Raw genomic sequence first — 26,787 nt, forward strand, 5'->3', positions numbered from 1 at the left:
CGTAGGGTGAAGACCTCTCGAACGACTCGGAAACTCGCCATGAAACGCTCACTCGCAACCGCCCTGATACTGGCCTCGTTCAGTGCCTTCGCCCATGAACCGGTGTACAACCAGGAGTCGATCAAGGTTCTGCAAGAGCACGCCCTGAGCAACGTGCCCGGCAAGAAAACCATCATGCTGAGCGTCGATTACGCCGCGGGCCAGGCCACCGTGCCCCACAGCCATACCGGCACTGCCGTGGCTTACGTGCTGGAGGGCGCCATCACGTCGCGGGTCAACGATGAACCGGCGATCACCTACACGGCCGGCCAGTCATTCTACGAGCCGGCGGGCTCGCGGCACTTCGAGTCGAGCAATGCCAGCCAGACCCGACCGGCGAAACTGCTGGTGGTGATGGTGCTGGATGACAAGGCTGAGGTGCTCACCCCTCTGGCGCACGAATAGCACCGCTGCGAGACTCAAGGGCGATTGAATCGACGGCGCAGTGCTTCGATCGGCTCGCGGCAGGCACAACCTTCAAGATGGTCATTGACCATCCCCGTCGCCTGCATCAACGCATACATCGTGGTCGGCCCCACGTAGGTCCACCCGCGTTTCTTCAAGGCCTTCGACAAGCGCACCGAAGCCGGTGACGTCGGGTTGGCGCGCCAATACGCCAGATCCACCCGCGCCGGGCGTTCGTCAGGCGTCGGTTCAAACGACCATAGCCATTTCGCCAACGAACCGCTTTCGGCCACCAACTCGCACGCCCTGCGCGCATTGTTGAGGGTCGAGACGATCTTCGCGCGGTTGCGCACAATGCCAGGGTCAGCCATCAGGCGTTCGATATCCGCTTCGCCGTACTGCGCCACACGGCGGAAATCAAAACCGTCGAACGCCCGCCGAAAATGCTCGCGCTTGCGCAGGATGGTGATCCACGCCATCCCCGCCTGAAACCCCTCCAGGCAAATCTTCTCGTACAACTGAATGTCATCCGCCACCGGCACGCCCCATTCATGGTCGTGGTAATGCGGATATTCCGGCGCAGCGGTACGCCAACTGCAATGGGTCAGCCCTGCGTCGTTGGTGCTCAGTCCTGGTTTGTCCATCCGTCACCTCGCGTACTCAGCGGCGGATGATAAGCGAAAAAATTTGCGCCCCGTCAACCGCTCAAGCACCGCCCTCGCAGAGCAACTGGTCAGACCGCAACCGGACAAGCCGCGAAAATCACTTGTGACCTGGAAAAAACCCAGCGTAGACTGGCCACGCACTGGACTTACCGGTATGACCACAACAATTAAGCCCTGGACCCACCAGGGCACCGAATAGAGATCCCTCCCATGTTCAGATGGTGCTCGCGTTCGATTTTCCTGCAAGTCGTGATCGGTCTGATGCTCGGCATCCTCTGCGGCCTGGCCCTTCCCGAATTCTCCTCGCAACTCAAACCCCTGGGTGACGGTTTCATCAAACTGATCAAGATGTTGATTGGCCTGATCGTGTTCTGCGTGGTGGTCAGCGGTATCTCCGGCGCCGGCGACTTGAAAAAGGTCGGGCGCATCGGCCTCAAGTCGGTGATCTATTTCGAAGTGCTGACCACCGTCGCCCTGGTGATCGGCCTGCTCATGGCCTTCAGCACCGGCATCGGCAGCGGTGCGAATATCCACCTGGAGCAATTGTCCTCCGCCGGCTTGCATGAACTGGCCGACAAGGGCCAACACATCAAGGGCACCAGCCAGTTCCTGATGGACCTGATCCCCAACTCGGTGATCGGTGCATTTGCCGACAACAACGTGCTGCAAGTGCTGCTGTTCTCGGTGCTGTTCGGCAGCGCCTTGAACCTGGTGGGTGAAGCGGCGTCGGGCATTTCGCGGCTGATCAACGAGCTGAGTCACGTGATCTTCCGCATCATGGGCATGATCGTGCGCCTGGCGCCGATCGGCGTGTTCGGCGCGATCGCCTTTACCACCAGCACCTACGGCCTGGACTCACTGCAGCACCTGGGCAGCCTGGTAGGCCTGTTCTACCTGACCTGCTTTATGTTTGTCGGGGTGATCCTCGGCCTGGTGATGCGCCTGTCCGGCCTGCGCATGCTGCCGCTGCTCAAGTACCTGCGCGAAGAGCTGCTGATCGTGATGGGCACCGCCTCGTCCGACGCGGTGCTGCCACAGATCATGCGTAAACTGGAACACTTGGGCATCGGCAGTTCCACCGTGGGCCTGGTGATTCCGACAGGCTATTCGTTCAACCTCGACGGTTTCTCGATCTATCTGACCCTGGCCATCGTGTTTATCGCCAACGCTACCGGCACACCGCTGTCGATGACCGACTTGCTGACCATCCTGCTGGTATCGTTGATCACCTCCAAGGGCGCCCATGGCATTCCGGGGTCAGCGCTGGTGATTCTGGCGGCGACACTCACGGCCATCCCGGCGATTCCGGTGGTCGGCCTGGTGCTGGTATTGGCGGTGGATTGGTTCATGGGCATCGGCCGTGCATTGACCAACCTGATCGGCAACTGCGTCGCCACCGTGGCCATTGCGCGCTGGGAAAAAGACATCGATATCCAGCGCGCCAACAAGGTACTCGCCGGCCAGCAGGGTTATGCGTTCCAGGCTAAAAAGCCGGTAGTGCCCGCGCACCAGGAGTTCTGACCCATTGGCATGAGCGACACAGATCACCAGTGGGAAGGAGCTTGCTCTCTCCCACACTCAATCGTCGCCTTTGTGGCAATTGTATTCGCAACATCAAGGAGCAATCGACGTGGTCACCCCCTCAACCGTCGTCAATTCAGTCGTAGAAAAACTCCGCGCCTCCCTGGCGCGGGGCCAGTGGCGGCGCGGTGAAATGCTGCCCGGTCAGCGTGAACTGGCCGAACAGCTGGGCATCAGCCGCCCCAGCCTGCGTGAAGCCGTGATCGTGCTGGAAACCCTCGGCCTGGTGCGCTCGATGCCCGGCAAAGGCGTGGTGGTGCTCGAAACCCACGTCAACGAGGCGCAATCGAGCGACGCCGTGGCCGACGCCAGCCTCGAAGATATCCTGCAACTGCGCTACACCCTCGAACCGTTTATTGTCGGCCTGGTGGCCCAATCCATCAGCAGCAAAGAGGTTGGCCAACTGCGCCTGACCCTGATGGACATGCGCGAAGCCCTCGACGCTGGCGACGCCGAAGCCGGGATGAATGCCTACATTGCCTTCCACGAAGAACTGTTCGCCCTCACCTCCAACCCGATCTTCCAGAACGTGGTGCAACAAACCAGCAACGCTCTCAAGCAAAGCGCACAGGTGCTGCGCAACTCCCCGGAACACCTGGCAGAACGCCTGCAGGAAAACGATGCCGTGGTGCGCGCCATCCGCAACAAGAACAGCGCCCTGGCCAGCGCCGAAATGCGCAAGCACATCCTCCAGGAAGGCCTGCGCATGGGCATTCGCTTGACCATCCCGGACGACCATCTGGGCAGTTGATTTTTGGAGACCGGCCATGACCGCCCACGCCTTGCCACGCGACCTGCCCATCACCGGCCTGCCCGCCATGTGCCTGGTGGCCGGTAAAAAGCCCTCGGTGAATGACATCTACCCACGGCTGTTCGACGCCATTCTCGAACAGCGCATCGCCCCGTCCACCAGGTTGACCGAGGAAAGCCTGGGCCAAACCTTCGGAGTGAGCCGCAGCGTGATTCGCCGGGTATTGGCCAAGTTGTCGCACCAGCACGTGATCATCCTGCGCCCCAACCAGCGCGCCCAGGTAGCCGCACCGGATGCCCAGCAAACGCGGCAGATTCTGGAAGCGCGGCGGTTGACGGAGATCACGGTGGTACAACTGGCCTGCGCCCAGGCCACACCGATGCAGATCCGCCAGTTGCGCGAGTTGATTGCCCGCGAGCGTGATTGTATTGAACGCGACCAGCGTGGGCCGGCGATTCGCTTGTCGGGGGAGTTTCATCTGCAATTGGCGGCGATGGCGGGGAATGCGCCGTTGGCGCAGTTTCTCAACAGCCTGGTGCCGTTGACGTCGCTGATCATTGCCCAGTACGAGGCGCAAGCCAGCAGCTATTGTGCGTGGCAGGAGCATGTGGCGATTGTCGATGCCATCGAGCAACGGGCCTCTGGCATTGCGGTGAACTTGATGACCCGGCACCTGGATCACCTGGAGACCCGACTACTCAAGCACCACTGATCCCAAGTCGATGGCGCTCACAATGAAAAAGGGGGCTTGCCCCCGATAGTGGTGGATCAGTCATACCGGTGTTGACTGATCCATCGCTATCGGGAGCAAGCCCCCTCCCACAGTTGTTTACCGCTCGATCAAACCGATGCCAGCACCGACTGACCGCTCAACGCCAGGTCCAGCAACTCACGGTTGGCCACCGCGTACATGGCGTAGTCCGTGCCGACCGCGGCACGGATTTCCACCATCATTGCGCGCCAGCGATCGGCCATGTCCTGGTGCTGCTCAAGCCACAGGGCCACGCGGGCTTCCATGTCTTGTGGCGCTTCGGCCATTTGCAGTACGGAAATGGTGATCGCCCGTTGCTGCCAGTCCACGTCGTCGCGGAAAGCTTCGCGAGCCTGGGCCTGCCAGTTGTTGGCGACCGGCAGATCGCTGATCTGCTGCAGGTACCATGGCAAGTCCAGGGCGCTGCCGACGGCGAAGTAGGCCTTGGCCACTTCGGCGGCGTCATGCCCGGTCACGTCGGCGGCTTCGATGATCGGCAGCAAGGTGTACAGGTGCGTCGTGCCTGCAACCATGCGTGCCAACAACTCCGGTACGCCGGCTTCGGTGTAGGCCTGGTAACGGGTCTGCCAGCCTTCACGGGTCGGGCCTTCGAGCAGTTCGTCGAGTTTGAGACCCAGTGCGGCCAGGTGCGGACCGAAGTGCGCGGTGTCACGCCCGGCATCCTGCTCGTTGCGACGGCTGCGCAGGAACCAGCGCGTGGCACGACGGCCCAGGCGCATCAGCTCGTCCATCAGCTCCAGTTGCACGTCGGCGGAGACCTGGTGGTCCAGGGCTTCGATCTGACGGAACCAGTGCGGGAGATGGAAAATGTCGCGCACGATCACATAGGCGCCCGCCACGTTGGCCGGGCTCATGCCGGTCGACTCTTTGAGCCGCTGCACGAAGGTGATGCCCATGTGGTTGACCAGGTCGTTGGCGATCTGGGTGCTGACGATCTCGCGCTTCAGACGGTGGCGACGCATCGCCTCGCCGAACTTGGCCACCAGGCTCGGTGGGAACGCGGTCTCCATGTCACGGGTCAGGTACTCGTCATCCGGCACCTGCGACTTGAGCAGGGCTTCCTTGAGGTCGATCTTGCTGTACGAGATCAGCACCGACAGCTCCGGACGGGTCAGGCCCTTGCCGGTGGCGGCGCGTTCGGTGAGCTGCTCCTCGGTCGGCAGGTACTCGATGGCGCGGTCCAGCTTGCCACGGCTTTCCAGGTCGCTCATCAGGCGCTTGTACTCGGCGGCACGCTCGTAGGCACGGCGTGCGGCCAGGGACAGGGCCTGGGTCTGCTTGTAATTGTTGCCCAACACCAGGCTGCCGACTTCGTCGGTCATGCTCGCCAGCAACTGGTTGCGTTGCTTGTCGGTCATGTCGCCAGCCTGCACCACTTCGTTGAGCAGGATCTTGATGTTCACTTCGTGGTCGGAGCAGTCCACACCGCCGGCGTTGTCGATGAAGTCGGTGTTCGAACCGCCGCCATTGAGGCCGAATTCCACACGCCCCAGTTGGGTCATGCCGAGGTTACCGCCCTCGCCCACCACCTTGCAGCGCAGTTCGTTGCCGTTGACGCGCAGCGCGTCGTTGGCCTTGTCGCCCACATCGGCATGGCTTTCGGTGCTGGCCTTGACGTAAGTGCCGATACCGCCGTTCCACAACAGGTCCACCGGCGCCTTGAGCAAGGCGTTCAGCAGTTCAGTCGGGGTCAGTTTGTCGGCCTGGATGTCGAAGCGTTCTTTCATCTGCGCCGAGATGGCAATGCTCTTCGCGCTGCGCGAGAAGATACCGCCGCCTTCGGACATGATGCTGGTGTCGTAGTCGCTCCACGCCGAACGCGGCAGCTCGAACATGCGCTGACGCTCGACGAAGCTGGTCGCCGGGTTCGGGTTCGGGTCGATGAAGATATGCAGGTGGTTGAAGGCCGCGACCAGTTGCAGCTTGTCGGACATCAACAGGCCGTTACCGAACACGTCGCCGGCCATGTCGCCGACGCCGACCACGGTGATGCTGTCTTCCTGCACGTTGATGCCGCGCTCACGGAAGTGACGCTGCACACCGACCCACGCGCCCTTGGCGGTGATGCCCATTTTCTTGTGGTCGTAACCGGCCGAACCGCCGGAGGCGAATGCATCGCCGAGCCAGAAGCCGTAGTCGATGGCAATGCCGTTGGCGATGTCGGAGAAGGTCGCAGTGCCTTTGTCGGCCGCGACCACCAGGTACGGGTCATCGCCGTCATGCCGCACGACGTTGACCGGCGGCACCAGGGCGCCATCCTTGAGGTTGTCGGTGATGTCCAACAGGCCGGAAATGAAGATGCGGTAGCAGGCGATGCCCTCGGCCGCGATCTCGTCGCGACTACCGCCCAGTGGCAAGCGGCGCGGCAGGAAGCCGCCCTTGGCGCCCACCGGCACGATCACCGAGTTCTTCACTTGCTGGGCTTTTACCAGGCCGAGCACTTCAGTGCGGAAGTCTTCTTCACGGTCGGACCAGCGCAGGCCGCCGCGCGCGACATTACCGAAGCGCAGGTGGACACCCTCGACCCGTGGCGAGTAGACGAAGATTTCAAACTTCGGCACTGGCTTGGGCAGCTCGGGAATGGCCCGCGGGTCGAACTTGAAGCTGAAGTACGCCTTGTTCTGGCCGTTGGCGTCGGTCTGGTAAAAGTTGGTGCGCAGGGTGGCCTTGATCAGGTCCAGGTAGCGACGCAGGATGCGGTCTTCGTTGAGCACCTGAACCTCGTCCAGGGCGCTGAGGATCGCTTGTTCCAGGCGTTGCTGCTTGTCTTCCAGGTCGTCGGCGGTGAGCTTGCGCGCCAGGTAGAAGCGCGTCTTGAACAACCGGGTCAACTCGCGGGCGATGTCGGTGTGGTTGTTCAGGGTGCTGGCGATGTAACCCAGGTCGAAGCCCAGGCGGATCTGTTTCATGTAGCGCGCGTAGGCACGCAGCAGCGCCACGTCGCGCCACGGCAGGCCGGCGGTGAGTACCAGGCGGTTGAACGCATCGTTCTCGGCATCGCCGTGGACGATATGCACGAACGCGTCCTGCAGGGTGTCGTTGAGCTGCTGGATATCCAGGTTCACGCCTTCGGCGGCGATGAACGCGAAATCATGGATCCAGAACTCACGGCCATTGGCATGACGCAGGCGGTACGGGAATTCACCCAGCACGCGCAGGCCGAGGTTTTCCAGGATCGGCAATACGTCGGACAGCGCCAGCGGGGTGTCGGCATGGTAGAGCTTGCAATGCAGCTCACGCTGGCCGGACACCTGGCCCAGCGGCTGATAGAAGCTCATCACCAACGGGCTGGCTTCGGTGAGGCTGAGCAAGTGCTGCATGTCGACCACCGCCGAATGCGCAGCAAAACGCTCGCGGTAGCCGGCCGGGAAACCTTTCGGGAAATCCGCCAGCACGTTGGTGCCGTGGGCCTCGCCGAAGCTTTCGACCACCAGGCTGGAATAGTCGTCCTGCCAGCTGCGGCAGGCCTGCACCACTTCTTTTTCCAGTTGCAGTGGGTCGATGTCCAGGCGGTTCTTCGGGTCGACCCGCAGAATCAGTTGCACACGGGCCAGCACGGACTCGGAGAAGAACGTCCAGAATTCGCAGTCCGAGGCTTTCAGGCGATCCATCAGCACTTGCTGGATCTTCTGGCGCACTTCGGTGGAATAGATATCGCGCGGCACGTAGGCCAGGCAGTAGCAGAAACGCCCGTAGGGGTCTTTGCGCAGGAACACGCGGATCTTGTTGCGTTCCTGGATCTGCACGATCGACATCACGGTGCTGAACAGCTCGTCGACCGGGGTCTGGAACAGGTCGTCACGCGGCAGTACTTCGACCACCTGCGCCAGTTCCTTGCCCAGGTGCGCCTTGGCCTGGAAGCCCGAGCGGCGTTCGATTTCCGCGACCTTGCGGCGGATATAAGGAATCACCCGCACGCTTTCGCCGTACACCGACGAGGTGTACAGGCCCATGAAGCGGCATTCCTTGATGACCTTGCCGTCGGCGTCGATCTCGCGGATCGACACGTAGTCCGGATAAGCCGGGCGATGCACGCGGCTCGGGTGGGCGGCCTTGGCGAACGACAACACGGTCGGCTCGCGCAGGTAGGACACGGCGTAGTCTTCGATGCGCAGGTCGTCGGCGGTGAGGCCGGCGCGCAGCAGCTTGGTCAGACCGAGGAAGGAGCCGGCGTCATATTCGATATGACCACCGTCCGCCTCGTCACGTACCACGAACTCTTCATAGCCGAGGAAGGTGAAGTGGTTGCCCACCAGCCATTCCAGGAAGTTCTTGATCTCGGCTTTTTCTTCGCCGTCGATGCTGAACCGGCTGGCGTCGATACCGACCAGCAGTTCCTGGACCTTGGCTTTCATCGGCTCGAAATCGGCCACGGCCACGCGCACTTCGCCCAGTACCTGCTCCAGCTCTTTGCTCAGCACGTTCAGTTCGGCGGCGTTGGCGCAGCGGTCGATTTCCAGGTACATCAGCGATTCTTGCTGGATGCCTTCGCCCTGGGTGCCCTTGGCCAGAATTTCCTGCAATTCGCCCTTGCTGCCACGGCGCGTGCTGAGCACGGTGGTTTGCAGGGTGTGGATGCTGTAGCCGCGGCGGTTCAGCTCGGTACGCACCGAGTCCACCAGAAATGGCAGGTCATGGTGCAGCACTTCGACCGCGGTGTGGGTCGACTGCCAGCCATGACGTTCGTAATCGGGGTTGTAGACCCGCACCTGGGGTTCGGTGTGGTCGAAGCGCTCAAGCAGGCGCCAGGCAGACAGGGTGCAACCGGCCAGGTCGGAAAGGCGACGTTGGGTCAGTTCGTCCAGGGAAATGATGCCGAAAAATTGTTCAGCGAACAGCGCCACTTGTGGCAGTGCCTGTTCACTGATGTGCTGCGCCAGTGCCGCTTGCAGTTGATGCTGGAAGTCGGCCTTGCTGGCTGCGGTGAAGAACGCCATCTGTGGTACTCCGCTTGGGCTTGTTATTGATGGAAGCGTCGCGTGTTATCCCCTTTGGGGGAGACCGTCAGCCCTGTTCGCAGGTAACGATACAAGCACCATAAACGAATCAGGGTGACAGGTGGGTGAAGCTGGACAAGACGATCAGGTCACATACAACTTCCATTGGACGTACACCTTGCCAGGCGACGGTGTGACGGGCAGGTCAGGCTCCCAGCAGTGAGCACATCCGTTGCGCAGCTTAACGAGTGTAGGAAGACAGCTGCTTGCGGCGCTGCGACATATTCGGTCATCGGCTGGCAACGAAGGGTTGCACAAAGGGCAACCACACACACCGAACGACAAAAAAGCCGGTCACCGGCGCTGATTTCAAGCCAATGATAGCTAACACACGCGAAGCCCGTCGGCACATACCTACGGCACATCAAGCAAGGGACCTCAAACATCAGGGAACTTTTCCTGCGCCAACCGCCAATCAAAAAAAACACAGGGAGCGTGGTTAACCGACTGTCATCTATGCAGGCCCGTCATGATTACGCCAACAGCCCCCTCGCCCATCATTTCGCAACCCACCTCGTCACCGGATAACATCAATCCGCCGATTTCGTTCGCCGACAGCGGCGTATATTCTGCGCAATGGGATAAATATAACCAGGCGGCCCCCAGGCCACAGCCGATCAGTGACGAAGAGCGGTTCGAAACGTGGAAACTGCAAAACGCTGGCAAATCATCTCAATGGAAACTCGATAATCTCCCGGATTACGCGCCCCCCTCATACGCCAAAGAAATAAGAGCATTTCACGGGCACCCTGATGGAACCCCCTCCTCCGACTACCGAGGTTCCTTCGTTCGAAACCCGGCGCTCGAAAACCACATAATGGAAACTGCGCCCCCGGTTATGGGCCCGAGCCACCTTGTGGCAGCGCACGTCAAGTTTCAGATAAAACAACAATTTGGATTAGACGTTGATCCAGATAAAACCTACTTGACGACCATCGCTTACGACCACACTTCGCACAAGCGCCCCCACAAGGGATATATCGTAAGAAAAATTTCGCTCACCGATGCAGCCATGCGAAACATCCAGGGAGAAGAACTACCGTCAGGCGTGCCGCCGTTTAGATATTCAACCTATAAACAAGGCAAACCCAGCTTCGATATACATGAAGACTCAAGGCACTCCAAAGACCAGCCCAGTATCACCGGCGTCTTCAACGCGCCTGACAGAGGAAGGATTTCAACGCATTACACCGGCATTTATACCGAGCCCTCCAGTTCGTCGCCCAATTCGTACAGCGCTGAAAACCAGGTTTCCCTCTCACCTGACGATTTTATGAAAATGACATGGGACCACGCCTATAAAAAGCCTTACGACACGTACATTGATCAATACTGGGACGCAAACCGGAAAGAGTATCCGACACGTATAAAGTTTAATTTCATACACGCCGCCAATGAGCAATATCACAATCACTCCCTGAGCAAGGAAGACCTACTACTCGCTGAGCGGGCGGCCGGAACGCCACACGGCAAATCATTCGCACAACTCACACCAGATGACCTAAACAAGCCCTACCAGCCAGACCCCGGCCTGGAAACGAAATTCCTGAGTTACAGCGGCGCCCAGTCCTCAGACATATTTTATGTTCGAGACAAGAAAACCCAGAGAACACTTCTCTTCATGCCGGGAAACGCCCCTCAAATCATTTCGTCCGACTCCCCCGAAGCAATGAATAAGTGGCTCGGCGCACACACTGCCGACCCCAACAATGAAAACTCATTTATGAGCCATTTTCTGATGGAGGACGCACCCAGCACCCTGTTTTATGGCGGTATTCAAAAGCGCTTGCGGATCCACCAGGCCCTGGCAAAAGAACAAGGCGCCGATGCCTACTACGAACGGCTCCACGCTTGGGAAGAGGGCGCTATGTTCGACGGAAAGAGAGTGGCCGACCCCTTCACGGAAACTCAGAAACGCACCGAGTCTGCCACTCGCACGGATGCGTACTACCAATTCGTGCTCAATACAGACCATACAAAAAACACCGTCATCCGAGCGTTGGGGTATCTGAGCCTGGGTACCACGGTACTCGCGCCACTCGGGATCGCATTTCCTCCCGTAGGTTATTTACTGACCGCCTTCTCACTAGGTGCGGGACTGGGGCGGGTGGGTATCGGAATAGATGACACTGCCAACAACAGGCCTGGCGGACCTGAGCGCATACTCGACGGTGCCTGGCGTTCCGTGACGCCCATCGCGTCTAGTGCGCTTGGCAACGCAGCGGCCCCCTTCGGCACCGCGATTAAAAACGTTGTGTTCAAACCATGACGCACGGATGAAATTCACACCGACATAAATATGGCAGCAGTGGCAAAATCCCCCTTTTGCGGCCAATAAACTCATAGGACTGCCATGCAATTGATCACTACCGACCTGATCGCCAACCCATGTGACGAAGAAGAAGACAACATGGCCATGCTCTGCTGCCATAGCGCTAAGGGCGAGATGTTCATACTGGCCCGTTACCCGGATGAAGACGAAGTGGAGCTGACCTGGGACGACGAACCATCGACCCTCGCGGGCCTGAAGGTCACGCTGAGTGACAGCACGTTGCTGATTGAGCTGGCGGCAGGCGATGCCGATGCGCTGGGCGGCAAGGATCACCTGGAGATTCTGCACAGCACCGCCCCTGAGGATTTGGCTGAAGTTGAAGAAACCCTGCAGAACATTCTCAGGGGCACAGGCACTTATATCCGTGCCTGAGGCTACTGCCACACAAAATTCCTACACGTTTTGCGAAAAATACCCCGCGCGCCGTTAGTCGCCGCCCCCCCCGATGCATTAAAGTAAGCCCCCCAGGCCCGGCGTTTTTTCTCGACGCTCGGGCTCATCTCTCCAGGAACCGTCATCGATGGAACATCGTGAAGCGCTGCTTGCGCTGCGAACCTTTCTTTCTACGCAGATTCTCGGCCAGGAAAAACTCATCGAGCGCCTGCTGATTGCCTTGCTTGCCGACGGCCATATGCTGGTGGAAGGCGCGCCGGGCCTGGCCAAGACCAAGGCCATCAAGGAGTTGGCCGAAGGCATCGAAGCGCAGTTCCATCGTATCCAGTTCACCCCCGACCTGTTGCCCGCCGACATCACCGGCACTGAAATCTATCGCCCCGAAACCGGCAGCTTCGTGTTCCAGCAGGGGCCGATCTTCCACAACCTGGTGCTGGCGGACGAAATCAACCGCGCCCCGGCCAAGGTGCAGTCGGCCTTGCTCGAAGCCATGGCCGAGCGCCAGGTCAGTGTGGGCCGCAGTACTTACGAGCTGTCGCCGCTGTTTCTGGTGATGGCCACGCAAAACCCCATCGAGCAGGAAGGCACCTACCCGCTGCCCGAAGCCCAGCTCGACCGTTTCCTGATGCACGTCAAGATCGGTTTCCCGGACGCGGCCGTGGAGCGGCGCATCCTGCAGCAGGCCCGTGGCGAGGCGCTCAACGGTGAAACCAAGCCCGAACGCCGCGTCAGCCAGCAGGCGATCTTTGCCGCGCGCAAGGAAATTCTCGGCCTGTACATGGCCGATGCGGTGGAGGAATACCTGGTGCAATTGGTCATGGCCACACGCACCCCGGCCAAATTCGACCCGGAAATGGCCGAGTGGATCGCCTATGGTGCCAGCCCCCGCGGCTCCATCGCCCTCGACCGCTGCGCCCGTGCCCACGCCTGGCTGGCCGGGCGAGACTTTGTCAGCCCGGAAGACATCCAGGCGGTGCTGTTCGACGTGCTGCGCCATCGCATCATTCTGTCGTTCGAAGCCGAAGCCGCCGGGATCGACCAGGACCGCGTGGTACAACGCATTCTCGACGTCGTAGCCGTCGCTTGAAATCGATGAACGCCAGCGATGGAGTGCGCGTCACGCTCAGCGAATTGATTGAGATGCGCCACCGCGTGCGCGAAGTGCAGCTGTTTTCCACGCCAAGCCAGCGCAGCCCGCTGATCGGCCTGCACCACTCCAAGCTGCGCGGGCGCGGGGTCGACTTCGACCAGGTGCGCGTCTACCAGGCCGGCGACGATGTACGCACCATCGACTGGCGCGTGACCGCGCGCACCCAGGAACCGCACACCAAGCTGTTCCACGAAGAGCGCGAACGCCCGATTTTCATCATGGTGGAGCAAAGCTGCCGCTTGTTTTTCGGTTCGGGGCAGATGTTCAAGTCGGTGCTCGCGGCCCAGGCGGCCAGCCTGATCGGCTGGGCGGCGCTGGGGCATAACGACCGCGTCGGCGGGCTGGTCTTCGGCGACAACGAGCACTACGAAATCAAACCGCGGCGCAGCAAACAGAGCCTGCTGCAACTGCTCAACCGCCTGGTGCGGGTCAACCAGAGCCTGAGCACCGAAAGCGGCCCCGAAACCGACGCCCTGGGCCTGGCCCTGCGCCGTGGCCGTGAAGTGCTGCGCCCCGGCAGCCTGGTGATCGTGATCTGCGACGAGCGCGCACTGACCGAAGGCGCCGAACAACAGCTGAGCCTGTTGTCACGCCATTGCGACCTGCTGCTGTTGCCGATCTCCGACCCGCTCGACCACGCCCTGCCCGCCGCTGGGCTGCTGCGCTTTGCCGAACGCGGTGCGCAACTGGAACTGGACACGCTGAACTTCGATTTGCGCCAGGCCTACAAGGCCCAGGCCGAAGCGCGCAGCGCCCGCTGGGAACTGCTCGCGCAGAAACTGCGGGTATTGCTGATGCCCTTGAGCACCCAGAGCGAAATGGTCGAGCAACTGCGCGAATACCTCAACCCGCAACGCCCGGCTAAAAAGCAATGAGCAGCCTCGACCAACTCCAACCGCTGATCGCCCCACCGGCGATCGGCTTCTGGCCGCCTGCGCCAGGCTGGTGGCTGTTGCTGCTGGTGATCCCGCTGCTGGGCTGGGGCGTGTGGTGGCTGCGCCGCTTCCTGCCCACGCGGCGTCCCGTGTCCCGCGCCGAACAACCGCTCGACCCGCTGCGCATCGCCGCCCTGGCCGAACTGGCGCTGATGCCCAAACCCTACGACGGCGCGCCCGCCGGGGCCTGGCTGCAGCAACTCAACGGCCTGCTCAAGCGCCTGTGCCGCAACGACTACCCCTACAGCCAGAGCCACACCCTCAACGGCCGCAAATGGCTGGCGTTTCTCGATAACCGCTGCCCCGCCGCCGGCCTCACACGCTGGATGGTGCTGGTGGAAGGCGCCTATAAGCCCGAATGCAAACTCGACGACAAAGCCATCGCCGGCCTGACCCAGGCCGTCGACACCTGGATTCGCAAACATGTTTGAGTTCGCCTGGCCGTGGATCTTCGCCCTGCTGCCGCTGCCCTGGTTGATGCGCCTGGTGCTGCCGGCGGCCGACAGCGGCGAGCCCGCGCTGAAAGTCAGCTACCTCAGCGACCTCGAAGGCCTGGCGGGCCGCCGGGCACGCTCGAACCTGCCCGGCTGGCGGCAACAGGCGCCTTTCGTCGTGCTGTGGCTGCTGCTCTTGACCGCCGCCGCCCGCCCGGAATGGCTCGGCGAACCGCTACCGATTGCCGCCAGCGGCCGCGATTTGCTGGTGGCGGTGGACGTGTCCGGCTCCATGGATTTTCCCGATATGCAGTGGGAGGACGATGACGTCAGCCGCCTGACCTTGGTCAAACACCTGCTCGGCGACTTCCTTGAAGGGCGCGAAGGCGATCGCGTCGGCCTGATCCTGTTCGGCAGCCAAGCCTACCTGCAAGCGCCGCTGACCTTCGACCGCCACACGGTACGCACCTGGCTGGATGAAGCGCGCATCGGCATCGCTGGCAAGAACACCGCCATCGGTGACGCCATCGGCCTGGCCTTGAAACGCCTGCGCCAGCGCCCGGCGCAAAGCCGCGTGCTGATCCTGGTGACTGACGGCGCCAACAACGGCGGCCGGATCGACCCACTGACCGCCGCGCGCCTGGCCGCTGAAGAAGGCGTGAAGATCTACCCGATCGGTATCGGCGCCGATCCGGAACAAACCGGTTCCCTTGGCGTGCTGGGCGTCAACCCGAGCCTGGACCTCGACGAACCGGCGCTCAAGGCCATTGCCGAGGCCACCGGCGGCCGCTACTTCCGTGCCCGCGATGGCGCAGAGTTGCAAGCGGTCAAGGAAACCCTCGACCAACTCGAACCGGTCGAACAGCAACCGACCCAGGCGCGCCCGGCCCAGGCGCTGTACAGCGGCCCCCTGGCATTGGCGCTGATCCTCAGCCTGTTGCTGGTGGTGCAGGAGCGTTGGCCGAACAACGCGCTGCAACGGCTGTTCAACAAACTGTCGACCAAGGGGCATTTTCTGCAACAGCACCCAGAATGGCGCCAGCGCCTCAAACGCCTGCGTTTGCGGAGGCGTCGATGATCGACCTGTGGCCGCACTGGTTCCGTCCCTGGTGGCTGTTGCTGCTGCCGCTGCTCGGCTGGTTGCTGTGGCAGCTGTGGCACCGGCAAAAGCGCGCCGGGCGCTGGCAGATGATCCTGCCGCCGGCGTTCCATGCCGTGCTGCTCAGCGGTGGCAATGGCCGTGAAAGCAAATCGCCGTGGGTGCTCCTCGGTATTGCCTGGCTGCTGGCAGTACTGGCCTTGCTCGGCCCCAGTTGGCAACGGGTGGAACAGACCAGCCAGAAGCCTTCCGACCCCTTGGTGGTGCTGCTCGAACTGACCCCGGAAATGCTCGCCACCGACAGCCCGCCCAGCCGCCTGGAGCAGGCACGGCGCAAGCTGTATGACTTACTGCAGGCGCGCAGCGACGCACAAACCGCCATCGTCGTGTATGCCGGCAGCGCCCACACCCTGGTGCCGCTGTCGGACGACCTGGCCACCAGCCGCAACCTGCTCGAAGCGCTACGCCCCTCGTTGATGCCCGAGCCCGGGCACCGCGCCGACCTGGCCGTGGAGAAAGCCCTCGGCCTGCTCAAGCAAGGCGGCCTCGGCCAGGGGCGTCTGCTGCTGATCGGTTCATCGCTGTCCAAGCAGGAACGCCAGGGCATCCGCTTGCTGCTGCAAGGCGGCCAGGCGCCAAGCCTGTCGATCCTCGGCATCGGTAGCCGCGAAGGCACGCCGGTGACCCTGGAGAGCGGCGAATTCCTCAAGGACGACCAAGGCGCCATCCTCGTGCCGCGCCTCGACAGCCCGACGCTCAAAGCCTTCGCCAGCGAAATGGGCGGCCGCTACCGTGCCGCGCGCCTGGACGACAAGGACCTGCGCCAACTGGGCATGCTCGACGCGCCGCAAGCCCTGCGCAACGACGGCCAACTGCTGCACCTCGACACCTGGGCCGACCAGGGTTACTGGCTGCTGCTGCCGTTGTTGCTGCTGGCCGCGTGCGCCGGGCGGCGTGGCTGGTTGTTCTGCTTGCCGTTGCTGCTGCTTGGCGCACCGCAGCCCAGTTATGCCTTCGAACTCCAGGACCTGTGGCTGCGCCCCGACCAGCAAGGCCAGTACCTGCTGAAGAAAAAACGCCCCGCAGAAGCCGCCGAACGCTTCCAAGACCCGCAATGGCAAGGCGTGGCGCTGTACGAAGCGGGTAACTACGCCGAAGCCATCAAGCGTTTTGCCGAGGGCAGTGACGCCTACTCTCACTACAATCGCGGCAATGCACTGGCCAGGTCCGGTGAGCTGGAAGCAGCCATCGATGCCTACGAACAGGCGCTGGAAGCCCAGCCCGATCTGCTGCCGGCCCTGAAAAACAAGGCCCTGGTGGAAAGCCTGATACAACAACAGGCGCAGCCCGAGCCGGCCCCGCCCGCAAAAAACGAAGATGACGAAACCACCCAACCCGGCCAAACTGCGCAACCGGGCGCCAGCGCGCAAAGTGCCACGGGTGGCGAGCAATCGCCGCAAAACCAGGGTGAAGCCGGCACCGCCGATACCCAGGCCGGCGCCACGCCACAAGCGGGCGGCAATGACGTGCCGGGCAGCGAGCTGGAGGACGAGCAAACCACCACCCCGCCGTTGCGCCCCAGCGGCGCCAGCCTGGACGACGAACATCGCCAGGCCCTGGAACAATGGCTGCAGGAGATCCCGGACAACCCCGGCGAACTGCTGCGGCGCAAATTCTGGTACGAACAGCAACAGCATCAGGACAAGACTCGATGAGCCGCCGCACCACCCTTCTGCTTCTGCTCGCGTTGTCGGCAAGCCACGCCCAGGCGGCGAACCTGGTCGCCAGCGTCGACCGCAGCCGCCTCAATTCCGGGGAAACGGTGGAGCTGACGGTGGAATCCGGCGACGTCACGCAGTTCGGCAAACCCGACCTGTCGCCGCTGGAGGCGCAGTTCGAAGTCAGCGGCACGCGCCAGATCAACCAACTCACCACCCTCGGCGGCGATAACCACGCCACGACGCGCTGGATCATTACCCTGCTGCCCAAGCAAAACGGCACCGTGGTGATCCCGCCGCTGCAAGTGGGCGAATACACGACCCAGCCGATCAGCCTGCAAGTGCTGGAAACCACCAGCCAGGACACCAACGCCGAACTCGCGCCGGTGTTCGTCGAATCCAACCTCGACCAGAACACCGTGTACGTGCAGGCCCAGGCCCTGTTGACGGTACGCGTGTATCACTCGGTGTCGCTGTACGACGACAGCAGCCTCACACCGCTGCAGATTCCCGATGCGCGCATCGAGCAACTGGGCGAATCACGCACCTACGAGAAGGTCATCAACAGCATTCGCCACGGCGTGATCGAAACCCGCTACGCGATCTACCCGCAGCACAGCGGCAGCCTGACGATTGCCGCCCAGACCTTCAGCGCGACCCTGGTGGAGTCGCGCCCGCCGCAGGAGAACACGCTGCAGGGCACCAAGCCGGGCAAGCTGATCCACGTCAGCTCCGCGCCCCTCGAGCTGACGGTCAAACCCAAGCCCGAGCTGTACCCCGCCGAGGCGCCGTGGCTGCCGGCACGCAGCCTGACCCTGAGCGAAAACTGGAACCCCGAGCCGGACCACGTGCAGGTCGGCGATTCCCTGACCCGCAGCCTGACGGTCAAGGCCGAGGGACTCTCCAGCGCACAACTGCCGGCACTGCCGAGCACCGAGATCAATGGCCTGCGCCGCTATCCGGACCAGCCGGTAGTCGGCAACCAGAACAACGACCGTGGCCTGATCGGCAGCCGAGAAGACCGCGAAGCCCTGGTGCCCACCCGCGCCGGCGCGCTGGACTTGCCAGCGGTGGAAGTGGTGTGGTGGAACACCCATGAGGACCACCTCGAACGCACCAGCCTGCCCGCCCGCACGCTGCAAGTAGCGAATAACCCGAGCCTGGTGGTGGACACACCCGCGACACCGACCGTGATCACCGCCCCCGACGATAGCCGCCTGTGGCTGTGGCAACTGAGCACCCTGCTCCTTGCCTGCACCACGTTGCTAGGTTTCGGCCTGTGGTGGCGCGCACGCCGCCAACCGGCGGTGCAACGCGCCGCACAAACCGGCCCGAGCCCGCGCACCCTGCTCGACGACCTCAAGCGCGCGACCCAGGCCAACGACCCCCAGGCCACGCGCCAGGCCCTCGACGCCTGGGCCCGGCAACAACCGGAAACCCTGGCCGACATGGCGGCGCGCTTCGTGCCGCTGTCCGACGCGCTGGATGGGTTGAACGGCGCGCTGTACAGCGAAAGCGGCCATTATTGGCTGGGTGAAGAACTGTGGCGTGCGGTAAAAGCCATTCCAATGGCCGAACGCGAGCAAGACCCGACGACCGACACCACCAGCTTGCCGCCGTTGTATCCCAAATAGCCCCCCTGATACGTCACGAATCGAGAGTCGGGACGGGGGGTGGGCCAGTCAACACCGAGCAAGCGGACCCACCACCACCACCACCACCACCACCACCACCACCACCACCACCACCACCCCGATAGCGGTGTATCAGTCAATTATGATGTCGACTGACACGCCGCCATCGGGGGCAAGCCCCCTCCCACACTGGACCTGCGTCGTCTGATCTACATAGCCCGAACCCTGTCCTTCCGCGCCCTGGATTGCCTGCCCGCCAAGACATAACGCGTCCCCCTCCCACACTGGATCTGCGTCGCCTGGTCGACATAGCCCGAACCTGTCCGACCGCGCCCTGGATTGCCTGCCCACCAAGACATAACGCACACCGCATACCCCTGTGGGAGGGGGCTTGCCCCCGATAGCGATGGGCCAGACAACACTGCTCAAGCGGACCACCACCATCGCAGGCAAACCACCTCCCACACTGGATCTGCGTCGTCTGGAGCAGCGTGTGCGCAATACAGGTAAACTCCCCTCCTTTTCATCTTCTCCACGGAGCTCGCCTTGCGTCTGTTTCACACCTCCGACTGGCACCTTGGGCAAAACCTGCATGGCCAGGAGCGCGACTTCGAACACGCCTGTTTCCTCGAGTGGCTGCTGCGTCAGCTCGGCGCGCACGCGCCGGACGTGCTGTTGATCGCCGGCGATATCTTCGACACGGTCAACCCGCCGCTCAAGGCCCAGGAGCGGCTGTACGATTTCATCATCAGCGCCCACGAACAAACCCCCAACCTCACGATTGTGATGATCGCCGGCAACCACGACTCCGGCTCGCGCATCGAACTGCCCGCGCCGTTGATGCGCCGTTTGCGCACCCATGCCCTGGGCCGGGTGTTGTGGCTCGATGACAGGCAACTGGATACCGAGCGCTTGCTGATCCCGCTGCCCGGCGCCGACGGCAAGATCGCCGCCTGGTGCCTGGCGCTGCCGTTCCTGCGCCCGGCGGAAGTCACCGGGGCGCAACTGGGCGACGATTACCTGCGCGGTATCGGCCAGGTGCATGAGTGGCTGATTGCCGCAGCCAACGCCAAACGCGAGCCCGGCCAGGCGCTGGTTGCCATCAGCCATGCACATATGGCCGGCGGTTCGGTGTCGGAAGACTCCGAGCGCAGCCTGATCATCGGCAACGCCGAAGCGCTGCCCGCCAGCCTGTTCGACGCCAGCGTCAGCTATGTCGCCCTCGGCCATCTGCACAAGCCGCAGCGGGTCAACGGCGAAGAACGCATTCGCTACAGCGGTTCGCCGATTCCGTTGTCGTTTTCCGAAATCGGCTACCAACACCAGATTCTCGACGTGACGTTCGACGGCGCAACCCTGCTCAGCGTCGAACCGCGCCTGATCCCGCGCGCGGTCAACCTGCAACGCCTGGAAGCCGCGCCGCTGGCCGATATCCTCAAGCAGCTCGGCGACTTGCCGGACATCGACCTGCTCGCCGAAACCCAACGCCAGCCGTGGCTGGAAGTGCGCGTGCGCCTCGACGAGCCGCAGCCCGACCTGCGCCAGCAAATCGAAACCGCCCTGCAAGGCAAGGCCGTGCGCCTGGTGCGTATCGCTGCCGAGTACGCCGGCAAACGCGGCAGCGACGACACCGACAACGAGCGCTTGATCGAACTCGACCAGCTCACCCCCCAGGAGCTATTCAGCCGCGCCTGGCAGGACAACTACGGCAGTGAAGTGGATGAACAGACCTTCAAGGACTTCGCGGTGCTGCTCCAGGAAGTGCAACAGGAGGGCGAACAGCCATGAAGATCCTCGCCATCCGCCTGAAAAACCTCGCCTCCCTGGCGGGCCCGTTTGAGATCGACTTTACCGCCGAGCCCCTGGCCAGCGCCGGGTTGTTCGCGATTACCGGGCCGACCGGCGCCGGCAAAAGTACTCTGCTCGACGCGCTGTGCCTGGCGCTGTTCGGTGCCGTGCCACGCCTGGGCGATACCGGCCAGGCCAAGATGCCCGACGCCGACAGCGATATTTCCATCGGCGACCCGCGCACGTTGCTGCGACGCGGCACCGGCGGCGGGTATGCCGAGGTCGACTTTGTCGGCGTCAACGGCCGCCGCTACCGTGCGCGCTGGGAAGCCAACCGCGCCCGCGACAAAGCCAGCGGCAAGTTGCAGAACAGCCGGCAAAGCCTGATCGACCTGGACAGCGACCAGTTGCTGGCGAGCCAGAAAACCGAATACAAGACCCAGCTGGAGTTGGCCCTGGGCCTGAACTTCGAGCAGTTCACCCGCGCGGTGCTGCTGGCGCAGAGCGAGTTCAGCGCCTTCCTCAAGGCCAACGACAACGAGCGCAGCGAACTGCTGGAAAAGCTCACCGACACCGCGCTCTACACCCAACTCGGCCGTCGCGCCTTCGACAAGGCCAAGGACGCCAAGGACGCCCACAAACAACTGCAGGACCAGGCCACCGGCGTGGAACCCCTGGCCGAGCAAGCCCGCGCCGAGCTGGACCAACAATTGGCCCACGCGCAGCAACAGCTCAAGACCGAGCAAGCCCAGCTCAAGCAGCTGGAGCTGCAGCACACCTGGCTCAAGGAACTGCGCGAATGGCAGGAGCGCAAGCTCAGTGCCGTCGAACAGTTGCAGCAAGCCCAGCAACACTGGGACAGCCAAGGCCCGCAGCGCGAGGACTTGAGCCGCCTGGAACAGTTGGCGCCGCAGCGCCATCACTTCGCGCGCCAGGCTGAGCTCGACACCTTGCTCACGCCGCTGGCCGCGCACATTCAAGCGCAGATCGAGCAGCAAACCGATCTGCATGGCCGCCAGGAGCAAGCCCTACAACAGCAGGCATCGGCCCAAACAGCGCTGGCCGCGGCCCTGCAAGCTCAGGTCGACGCCGGGCCTTTGCTGCGCCAGGCCTTCGAGGAACAGAACACCCTCGCCCACCTGAACAAGGAACTGGCCAAGCGCAACGAGGACCAGCAACAGCACGAAACGGCCTGCGCCGAAGGTCAGGCCTTGCTCAAGGGCTTGCAGGAAAAGCACACCCACGTCGCCGAGCGCCTGCAACGCCTGGCCGCCGGCCTGGAACGCAGCGCCGCCCTCGCGCCGTTGAGCGAGGCCTGGAACGCCTACCGCGACCGCCTGCAACAACTGATGCTGATCGGCAATCGCCTGAACAAAGGTCAGGCCGAACTGCCGCAGCTTGAACAGCGCGCCACCGCCGCCGCCGAGAAGTTCGCCCAACAACGCGATGCCCTCGACCTGCTGTACCAGGAGGCCGGCGCCGAACCTCACGCCGTCGCCGAGCAGATCCAGTTACTCGCCAGCCTGCTGCAAGACAATCGCAAGCAGCAACGCGCCTTCGAAGACCTGACCCGGCTGTGGGACAACCAGCAACAGCTGGACCAGCAAGCCAGCGTGTTGACGCAAAAACTCGCGGACGCGCAACAACAACGCGATCAGTTGAACCAGACCGGCCTGCACACCAAAGCCGAACTCACGCGCGCCGAACAGACCCTGACGGTGACCAAGCAACTGCTGGAGCGCCAGCGCCTGGCCCGCAGCGCCAGTGTCGAGGAGTTGCGCGGGCAATTGCAGGATGACCAGCCCTGCCCGGTGTGCGGCAGCCAAGCGCATCCGTATCACCAACCCGAAGCATTGCTGCACAGCCTCGGTCGCCACGACGAAAACGAAGAGGCGATGGCGCAGAAAGCCGTCGACAGCCTCAAGGAAAAACTCACCGAGCTGCGCGGTGAAGTCGGCGGTTTGATCGCCCAGCAAAAGGAATTCCTGCAGCAACAGGAGCAACTGGCAATCCAACAGCAAGCCCTGGCGCCGAGCCTGGACGCGCACCCGCTGGCGGCCGCACTGTTCAATCAGGAGGCGGCCCGGCGCAGCACCTGGCTGGCCCAGCAGCTCAGTCAACTGACGCAAAACATCACCCAGGACGAGCAACGCCAAGGCGCCCTGCTCAACCTGCAACAAAACGCCGGGCGCCTGCAGCAACAGCTGCAAGCCGCCCAGGACGCCAGCCAGCAGGCCCGCCAGTTGCTGATCGACCAGCAACGCGAACTGGCCAACGACCGCGAACGCCTCGACGAAGAACTGCAGGCGTTCGCCAGCCTGTTGCCGACCGAGACACTCGAGGGCCTGCGCAGCGAACCGGCGGCGACCTTCATGCAGTTGGACCAACAGGTTGGTCAGCGCCTCGAACAGTTGGCCCATCAGCGCGATGAACTGGCCGAGCAACAAGCGCGTCAGCAGGCGATCGAGAAAGAACACACCCATCAGCAACATCGCCAGCAGCAACTCGACGCATTGCGCCAGCAGGTCAGCGAACTGGCCGCCCAGCAACACGCGGCCCAGGAAAAACTCACCCGCCTGCTCGGTGAACACCCACGCGCCGAAGACTGGCAACAGCAACTCGAACAGGCAGTGGCGCAGTCTCGGCAAAGCGAAGCCGACGCCAATCAACAGCTGCAGGACATCCGCAACGCCTTGATCCAACTGGCCGCCGACCTCAAGGCCCAGCAAGACCGCCAGCACACGCTGCACGCCGAACAGCACGCGCTCGCGACGCGCTTGGGCGAGTGGCGCGCCCTGCACCCCGACCTGGACGACGCCGGGCTCAAGCGCCTGCTGGCCTTGGACGAGGCCCATGCCAGCGCACTGCGCCAGCAACTGCACAACAGCGAAAAAGCCGTCGAGCAAGCCCGGGTTCTGCTGCAAGAGCGCGAACAACGCCTGGCCGAGCACCAGGCGTTGCACAACGGCAACCTCGACGCCGAACAACTGGACGCCCAACTGGCCACGCTCAACCAGCAACTGGCCGAGGGCGAAAAACACTGCGCCGAACTGCGCGCGCGGCAATCCGAAGACCAGCGCCGCCAGGACGCCAACCACGCCCTGGCCGAACAGATCACCAAGGCTTATGAAGAATGGCAACGCTGGGCGCGCCTCAACGCGCTGATCGGCTCGGCCACCGGCGACACCTTCCGCAAGATCGCCCAGGCCTACAACCTCGATTTGCTGGTACACCACGCCAACGTGCAACTGCGCCAACTGGTGCGCCGCTACCGCCTCAAACGCGGCGGCAGCATGCTCGGCCTGCTGGTGATGGACACGGAAATGGGCGACGAACTGCGCTCAGTGCATTCGTTGTCCGGCGGCGAGACGTTCCTCGTCTCCCTGGCGCTGGCGCTGGGCCTGGCGTCGATGGCCTCGAGTACCTTGAAGATCGAGTCGCTGTTTATCGACGAAGGTTTCGGCAGCCTCGACCCGGAATCCCTGCAATTGGCCATGGACGCGCTGGACGGCCTGCAAGCCCAGGGCCGCAAGGTGGCGGTGATTTCCCACGTACAGGAAATGCACGAGCGCATTCCGGTGCAGATCCAGGTCAAGCGTCAAGGCAATGGTTTGAGCACCGTGGAGGTGAAGTGAGCGAGGCGCTGCTGTACTCGTTTCGCCGTTGCCCCTACGCGATGCGCGCCCGCCTGGCCCTGCGCTATTGCGGCGTGCCGCTGCGGATTGTCGAAGTCAGCCTCAAGGCCAAGCCGGCCGAGATGCTCGCGCTGTCGCCCAAAGGCACGGTGCCGGTGTTGAGCGTCGACGGTCGGGTGATCGACGAAAGCCTGGACATCATGCGCTGGGCCCTGGCGCAAAACGATCCGCAAGACTGGTTGCTACAGGGTGATCCCGCGGTGCTGGCGCTGATTGCCGAGAATGACCTGGGCTTCAAACATCACTTGAATCACTACAAGTATGCCGAGCGCTACCCGGAGCGGCCGATGGAAGCGTATCGGGCCGACGGTGAGGTGTTTTTGCAGAAGCTGGAGGCGTTGCTGGCTGACCGTGCGTATTTGCTCGCCGATCATCCAAGCCTTGCGGATATGGCTGTGGCGCCGTTTGTGCGGCAGTTTGCCCATGTCGATCGGGAGTGGTTTGCGCGCACCTCATATCGACGGGTGCAGGCGTGGTTGCAGTGGTTTCTGGACTCGCCGCTGTTTATCGCGGTGATGGCCAAGCCTGAATCTGCCTGAATCGATGTGGGAGCGGGCGCGCCGGCTCCCACAGGGCGCTCAGTACTGGGTTTTGTGATCCAGTGCGGCGTAGAAGTTGGCACTCTGTTGCAGGTATTTCTGGGTGTAGGCGCTGGTGCTGGATTGTTTGCCGATGATGTTCACGCTGGCCGCAGCTGGCAGTGCAACAGTGGCGGAAACAGCGGAGGCGGCGATGATCGAGAAGAGATTGAAGTTCATGTCGGTAACCCTTGTGTTCGTTTGGTTGAGTGGCCGGGGAGGCCTTGGAACTCAACTTACGCCCGAGGGTTGGGCCTTAGAAATGCTTTGAAACAGTAGCTGTTATTAATCGAATTAATAAAGAGGATCAGGCCCCGACGTGCGGGGCCTGTGGCTTATTGACGCACCAGGAACTTGAGGTCGCTGGGCGCATCGATCGGTAGTTTTTGCACGGTTTTGCCGAGCAGGCCGGTGTGTGGGTCGCGTTCGACCACCACGATTTCATTGCTTTTCTGGTTGGCGATCAGCAGGAACTTGCCGCTCGGGTCCAGGCTAAACTCGCGCGGGTGGTCGCCGTCCACGGAACGGCGCTGCAGTTCCTTGAGATGCGCGGTCGCCGGATCGATGCTGAACACCAGCAACTGATTGGCCGTGCCGCGATTGCTCACGTACAGAAACTTGCCATCGCTGGAAGCATGCAGCGCCGCGCCGGCCTTGTCGGACACCGGTTGCCCGGCGGCGAAGTCCACCAGTTGGGTTTGGCTGAGCGTGCCGTCGTGGTAATCGAACACCGCGACCTGAGCGCTCATCTCGGTGGTCAGCCAGGCATGCTTGCCGTCCGCGCTGAACAGCAAATGCCGCGGGCCGCTGCCCGGCGGCAAAGGCACCGATGCCGGGTTGGCCGGGGTCAGGGGCTGCTCAGGGTTGGCCTTGGGATCGTAGCGGTAGGCAAACACCTTGTCCGCGCCGAGATCCTGCACAAACACATACTTGCCATCCGGCGCCGGCACCACCGAATGCACATGGTTGGACGCCTGGCGTTGCGGGTTGACCCGGCTCGCCGGGTGCCCGCTCAACTGCACGGGCGCCGCCAGTTTGCCTTGGGCGTCCAGCGGCAGAATCGCCAGGCTGCCGCCCGGGTCTTCAAGCACCGAATAGTTGGCGACGAACAGGTAGCGGCCATCGGCGGCCACGCTGGAATGCGTCGGCTCGCTGCCCAGGCTTTGAACCTGATTGATCAGCGTGAGCTGATGGTTCTGCGGGTCGATGCGGTAGCTGCTGACGCGACCGACCGCGTCCTGTTGGCCGGGGCCGTTTTCATTGACGACAAACAGATGCTGCTGATCCTTGGAGACGGTCAGCCAGGACGGGTTGGCCGTTTTTGCCGCCAATACCGGCTGGCCCTGGAACCGCCCGGTGCGGCTGTCGAATTGCAGGCGATAGATCCCTTCGCTGCTGCCGGCGGTGTAGCTGCCGACCAACAGTTCATAGGTGTCGGCCGGTGCGGCCTGTGCCGACATCGCCCCGACGCTGCCCGCGATCAACAAGGGCCAGAATTTACGCATCAGCATCCGCTTCATCCTCTTCATTATTATTGGCGGTGATTGCGCTCATGCAGACCAGGCGGTGCTCGCCCACATCACCGGTCAGCGTCCAGCTTTGCAGAGTCTCATCGAAGACCGCGGCCTGCAGCTGTTCCAGACTGAAACTCCAGCGTTTTTGCGCACGGCCATCCATGGCGATGATCAGCAGCTTTTTTTCATCCAGTGCGAACTCGAAGGCATGCAGCCCGTCGATTTCAAGCATGTCGCTGGTGGCAAGGACGGCCGTCAAAGTAGTAGTCATCACAGTCTTTCATCAGGTTCAAAGGGCTAATGATAG

The 26,787-nt window shown here is 62.6% G+C and carries 20 protein-coding genes; 15 read left to right on the top strand and 5 right to left on the bottom strand.

All coding sequences use genetic code 11. The features are described 5' to 3' along the window. Positions 1 to 39 precede the first annotated feature (39 nt). The gene (locus JN756_RS17185; protein ID WP_017846476.1) at positions 40 to 444 is read left to right on the top strand and encodes a cupin domain-containing protein; all 405 of its coding nucleotides are present in this window, start codon (positions 40 to 42) and stop codon (positions 442 to 444) included. A gap of 14 nt (positions 445 to 458) precedes the next feature. Here the strand turns inward: JN756_RS17185 and JN756_RS17190 are convergent, their stop codons facing one another. Further along, entirely contained in the window at positions 459 to 1,088 is a 630-nt protein-coding gene (locus JN756_RS17190; RefSeq protein ID WP_017846477.1) for a DNA-3-methyladenine glycosylase I, read from the bottom strand. 216 nt (positions 1,089 to 1,304) lie between these two features. Here JN756_RS17190 and JN756_RS17195 point away from each other — a divergent pair, with 216 nt between their 5' ends. The 3 genes from JN756_RS17195 (at position 1,305) to JN756_RS17205 (ending at position 4,153) form a co-directional block, all read left to right on the top strand. Beyond that, positions 1,305 to 2,630, top strand: a complete 1,326-nt coding sequence (locus JN756_RS17195; protein WP_173677810.1) for a C4-dicarboxylate transporter DctA — start codon at positions 1,305 to 1,307, stop codon at positions 2,628 to 2,630. A gap of 109 nt (positions 2,631 to 2,739) precedes the next feature. Next, complete coding sequence (locus tag JN756_RS17200) at positions 2,740 to 3,441, top strand: FadR/GntR family transcriptional regulator (protein WP_017846479.1); 702 nt, start codon at positions 2,740 to 2,742, stop codon at positions 3,439 to 3,441. A gap of 16 nt (positions 3,442 to 3,457) precedes the next feature. Beyond that, positions 3,458 to 4,153 carry a GntR family transcriptional regulator gene (locus JN756_RS17205; RefSeq protein WP_017846480.1) on the top strand — a complete coding sequence of 232 codons (696 nt, stop codon included), beginning with the start codon at positions 3,458 to 3,460 and terminating at the stop codon, positions 4,151 to 4,153. A gap of 128 nt (positions 4,154 to 4,281) precedes the next feature. Here JN756_RS17205 and JN756_RS17210 read toward each other — a convergent pair whose 3' ends face one another. After that, entirely contained in the window at positions 4,282 to 9,150 is a 4,869-nt protein-coding gene (locus JN756_RS17210) for an NAD-glutamate dehydrogenase (RefSeq protein ID WP_201021111.1), read from the bottom strand. A 529-nt stretch (positions 9,151 to 9,679) separates the two neighbouring features. Here JN756_RS17210 and JN756_RS17215 point away from each other — a divergent pair. The 11 genes from JN756_RS17215 to JN756_RS17265 all read left to right on the top strand — a co-directional run bounded on the left by JN756_RS17215 (position 9,680) and on the right by JN756_RS17265 (position 24,927). Further along, the gene (locus JN756_RS17215) at positions 9,680 to 11,479 is read left to right on the top strand and encodes a dermonecrotic toxin domain-containing protein (protein WP_126588550.1); all 1,800 of its coding nucleotides are present in this window, start codon (positions 9,680 to 9,682) and stop codon (positions 11,477 to 11,479) included. Between the two features lie 84 nt (positions 11,480 to 11,563). After that, entirely contained in the window at positions 11,564 to 11,914 is a 351-nt protein-coding gene (locus tag JN756_RS17220) for a hypothetical protein (protein ID WP_057004655.1), read from the top strand. A gap of 148 nt (positions 11,915 to 12,062) precedes the next feature. After that, positions 12,063 to 13,022, top strand: a complete 960-nt coding sequence (locus tag JN756_RS17225; RefSeq protein WP_003218556.1) for an AAA family ATPase — start codon at positions 12,063 to 12,065, stop codon at positions 13,020 to 13,022. Between the two features lie 5 nt (positions 13,023 to 13,027). Then, positions 13,028 to 13,960 (top strand): DUF58 domain-containing protein, encoded by a 933-nt coding sequence (locus JN756_RS17230; RefSeq protein WP_108524251.1) that lies wholly within the window; start codon positions 13,028 to 13,030, stop codon positions 13,958 to 13,960. Further along, positions 13,957 to 14,451, top strand: coding sequence for a DUF4381 domain-containing protein (locus JN756_RS17235; RefSeq protein ID WP_108524252.1), 495 nt, complete (start codon positions 13,957 to 13,959; stop codon positions 14,449 to 14,451). Before JN756_RS17230 ends, JN756_RS17235 begins: the two co-directional genes overlap by 4 nt. Further along, positions 14,444 to 15,532, top strand: a complete 1,089-nt coding sequence (locus JN756_RS17240; protein ID WP_057004657.1) for a vWA domain-containing protein — start codon at positions 14,444 to 14,446, stop codon at positions 15,530 to 15,532. Before JN756_RS17235 ends, JN756_RS17240 begins: the two co-directional genes overlap by 8 nt. Then, positions 15,529 to 17,268, top strand: a complete 1,740-nt coding sequence (locus JN756_RS17245) for a tetratricopeptide repeat protein (protein ID WP_046383654.1) — start codon at positions 15,529 to 15,531, stop codon at positions 17,266 to 17,268. The genes JN756_RS17240 and JN756_RS17245 overlap by 4 nt, the downstream gene beginning before the upstream one ends. Next, a complete protein-coding gene (locus JN756_RS17250) occupies positions 17,265 to 18,905 on the top strand; it encodes a BatD family protein (RefSeq protein WP_201021112.1) in 1,641 nt (546 codons plus the stop codon). The genes JN756_RS17245 and JN756_RS17250 overlap by 4 nt, the downstream gene beginning before the upstream one ends. 546 nt (positions 18,906 to 19,451) lie before the next feature. After that, on the top strand, positions 19,452 to 20,693 hold the full coding sequence (locus JN756_RS17255) for an exonuclease SbcCD subunit D C-terminal domain-containing protein (RefSeq protein ID WP_201021113.1): 1,242 nt from the start codon (positions 19,452 to 19,454) through the stop codon (positions 20,691 to 20,693). After that, positions 20,690 to 24,328, top strand: a complete 3,639-nt coding sequence (locus JN756_RS17260) for an AAA family ATPase (RefSeq protein ID WP_201021114.1) — start codon at positions 20,690 to 20,692, stop codon at positions 24,326 to 24,328. Before JN756_RS17255 ends, JN756_RS17260 begins: the two co-directional genes overlap by 4 nt. Beyond that, the gene (locus JN756_RS17265) at positions 24,325 to 24,927 is read left to right on the top strand and encodes a glutathione S-transferase (RefSeq protein WP_046383658.1); all 603 of its coding nucleotides are present in this window, start codon (positions 24,325 to 24,327) and stop codon (positions 24,925 to 24,927) included. The genes JN756_RS17260 and JN756_RS17265 overlap by 4 nt, the downstream gene beginning before the upstream one ends. Before the next feature lie 39 nt (positions 24,928 to 24,966). On the opposite strand, the gene JN756_RS17270 is transcribed toward JN756_RS17265, so the two are convergent. The 3 genes from JN756_RS17270 to JN756_RS17280 form a co-directional block, all read right to left on the bottom strand. Continuing rightward, a complete protein-coding gene (locus tag JN756_RS17270; RefSeq protein ID WP_046383659.1) occupies positions 24,967 to 25,146 on the bottom strand; it encodes a hypothetical protein in 180 nt (59 codons plus the stop codon). 155 nt (positions 25,147 to 25,301) lie between these two features. Beyond that, positions 25,302 to 26,477, bottom strand: coding sequence for a lactonase family protein (locus JN756_RS17275; protein WP_201021115.1), 1,176 nt, complete (start codon positions 26,475 to 26,477; stop codon positions 25,302 to 25,304). Next, positions 26,464 to 26,751 carry a DUF5629 family protein gene (locus JN756_RS17280; protein WP_046383661.1) on the bottom strand — a complete coding sequence of 96 codons (288 nt, stop codon included), beginning with the start codon at positions 26,749 to 26,751 and terminating at the stop codon, positions 26,464 to 26,466. The genes JN756_RS17275 and JN756_RS17280 overlap by 14 nt, the downstream gene beginning before the upstream one ends. Between the last annotated feature and the right edge of the window lie 36 nt (positions 26,752 to 26,787).

The sequence above is a fragment of the Pseudomonas sp. Y39-6 genome (assembly GCF_023651955.1).
In the GTDB taxonomy this organism is placed as follows: Bacteria; Pseudomonadota; Gammaproteobacteria; order Pseudomonadales; family Pseudomonadaceae; genus Aquipseudomonas; species Aquipseudomonas veronii.

Bases quoted from the DNA above. Each gene is read 5' to 3' on its own strand.
- JN756_RS17185 (WP_017846476.1), top strand. From the start codon at position 40: ATGAAACGCTCACTCGCAACCGCCCTGATACTGGCCTCGTTCAGTGCC.
- JN756_RS17190 (WP_017846477.1), bottom strand. From the start codon at position 1,088: ATGGACAAACCAGGACTGAGCACCAACGACGCAGGGCTGACCCATTGC.
- JN756_RS17205 (WP_017846480.1), top strand. From the start codon at position 3,458: ATGACCGCCCACGCCTTGCCACGCGACCTGCCCATCACCGGCCTGCCC.
- JN756_RS17210 (WP_201021111.1), bottom strand. From the start codon at position 9,150: ATGGCGTTCTTCACCGCAGCCAGCAAGGCCGACTTCCAGCATCAACTG.
- JN756_RS17215 (WP_126588550.1), top strand. From the start codon at position 9,680: ATGATTACGCCAACAGCCCCCTCGCCCATCATTTCGCAACCCACCTCG.
- JN756_RS17220 (WP_057004655.1), top strand. From the start codon at position 11,564: ATGCAATTGATCACTACCGACCTGATCGCCAACCCATGTGACGAAGAA.
- JN756_RS17225 (WP_003218556.1), top strand. From the start codon at position 12,063: ATGGAACATCGTGAAGCGCTGCTTGCGCTGCGAACCTTTCTTTCTACG.
- JN756_RS17230 (WP_108524251.1), top strand. From the start codon at position 13,028: ATGAACGCCAGCGATGGAGTGCGCGTCACGCTCAGCGAATTGATTGAG.
- JN756_RS17235 (WP_108524252.1), top strand. From the start codon at position 13,957: ATGAGCAGCCTCGACCAACTCCAACCGCTGATCGCCCCACCGGCGATC.
- JN756_RS17240 (WP_057004657.1), top strand. From the start codon at position 14,444: ATGTTTGAGTTCGCCTGGCCGTGGATCTTCGCCCTGCTGCCGCTGCCC.
- JN756_RS17245 (WP_046383654.1), top strand. From the start codon at position 15,529: ATGATCGACCTGTGGCCGCACTGGTTCCGTCCCTGGTGGCTGTTGCTG.
- JN756_RS17250 (WP_201021112.1), top strand. From the start codon at position 17,265: ATGAGCCGCCGCACCACCCTTCTGCTTCTGCTCGCGTTGTCGGCAAGC.
- JN756_RS17260 (WP_201021114.1), top strand. From the start codon at position 20,690: ATGAAGATCCTCGCCATCCGCCTGAAAAACCTCGCCTCCCTGGCGGGC.
- JN756_RS17270 (WP_046383659.1), bottom strand. From the start codon at position 25,146: ATGAACTTCAATCTCTTCTCGATCATCGCCGCCTCCGCTGTTTCCGCC.
- JN756_RS17275 (WP_201021115.1), bottom strand. From the start codon at position 26,477: ATGCTGATGCGTAAATTCTGGCCCTTGTTGATCGCGGGCAGCGTCGGG.
- JN756_RS17280 (WP_046383661.1), bottom strand. From the start codon at position 26,751: ATGACTACTACTTTGACGGCCGTCCTTGCCACCAGCGACATGCTTGAA.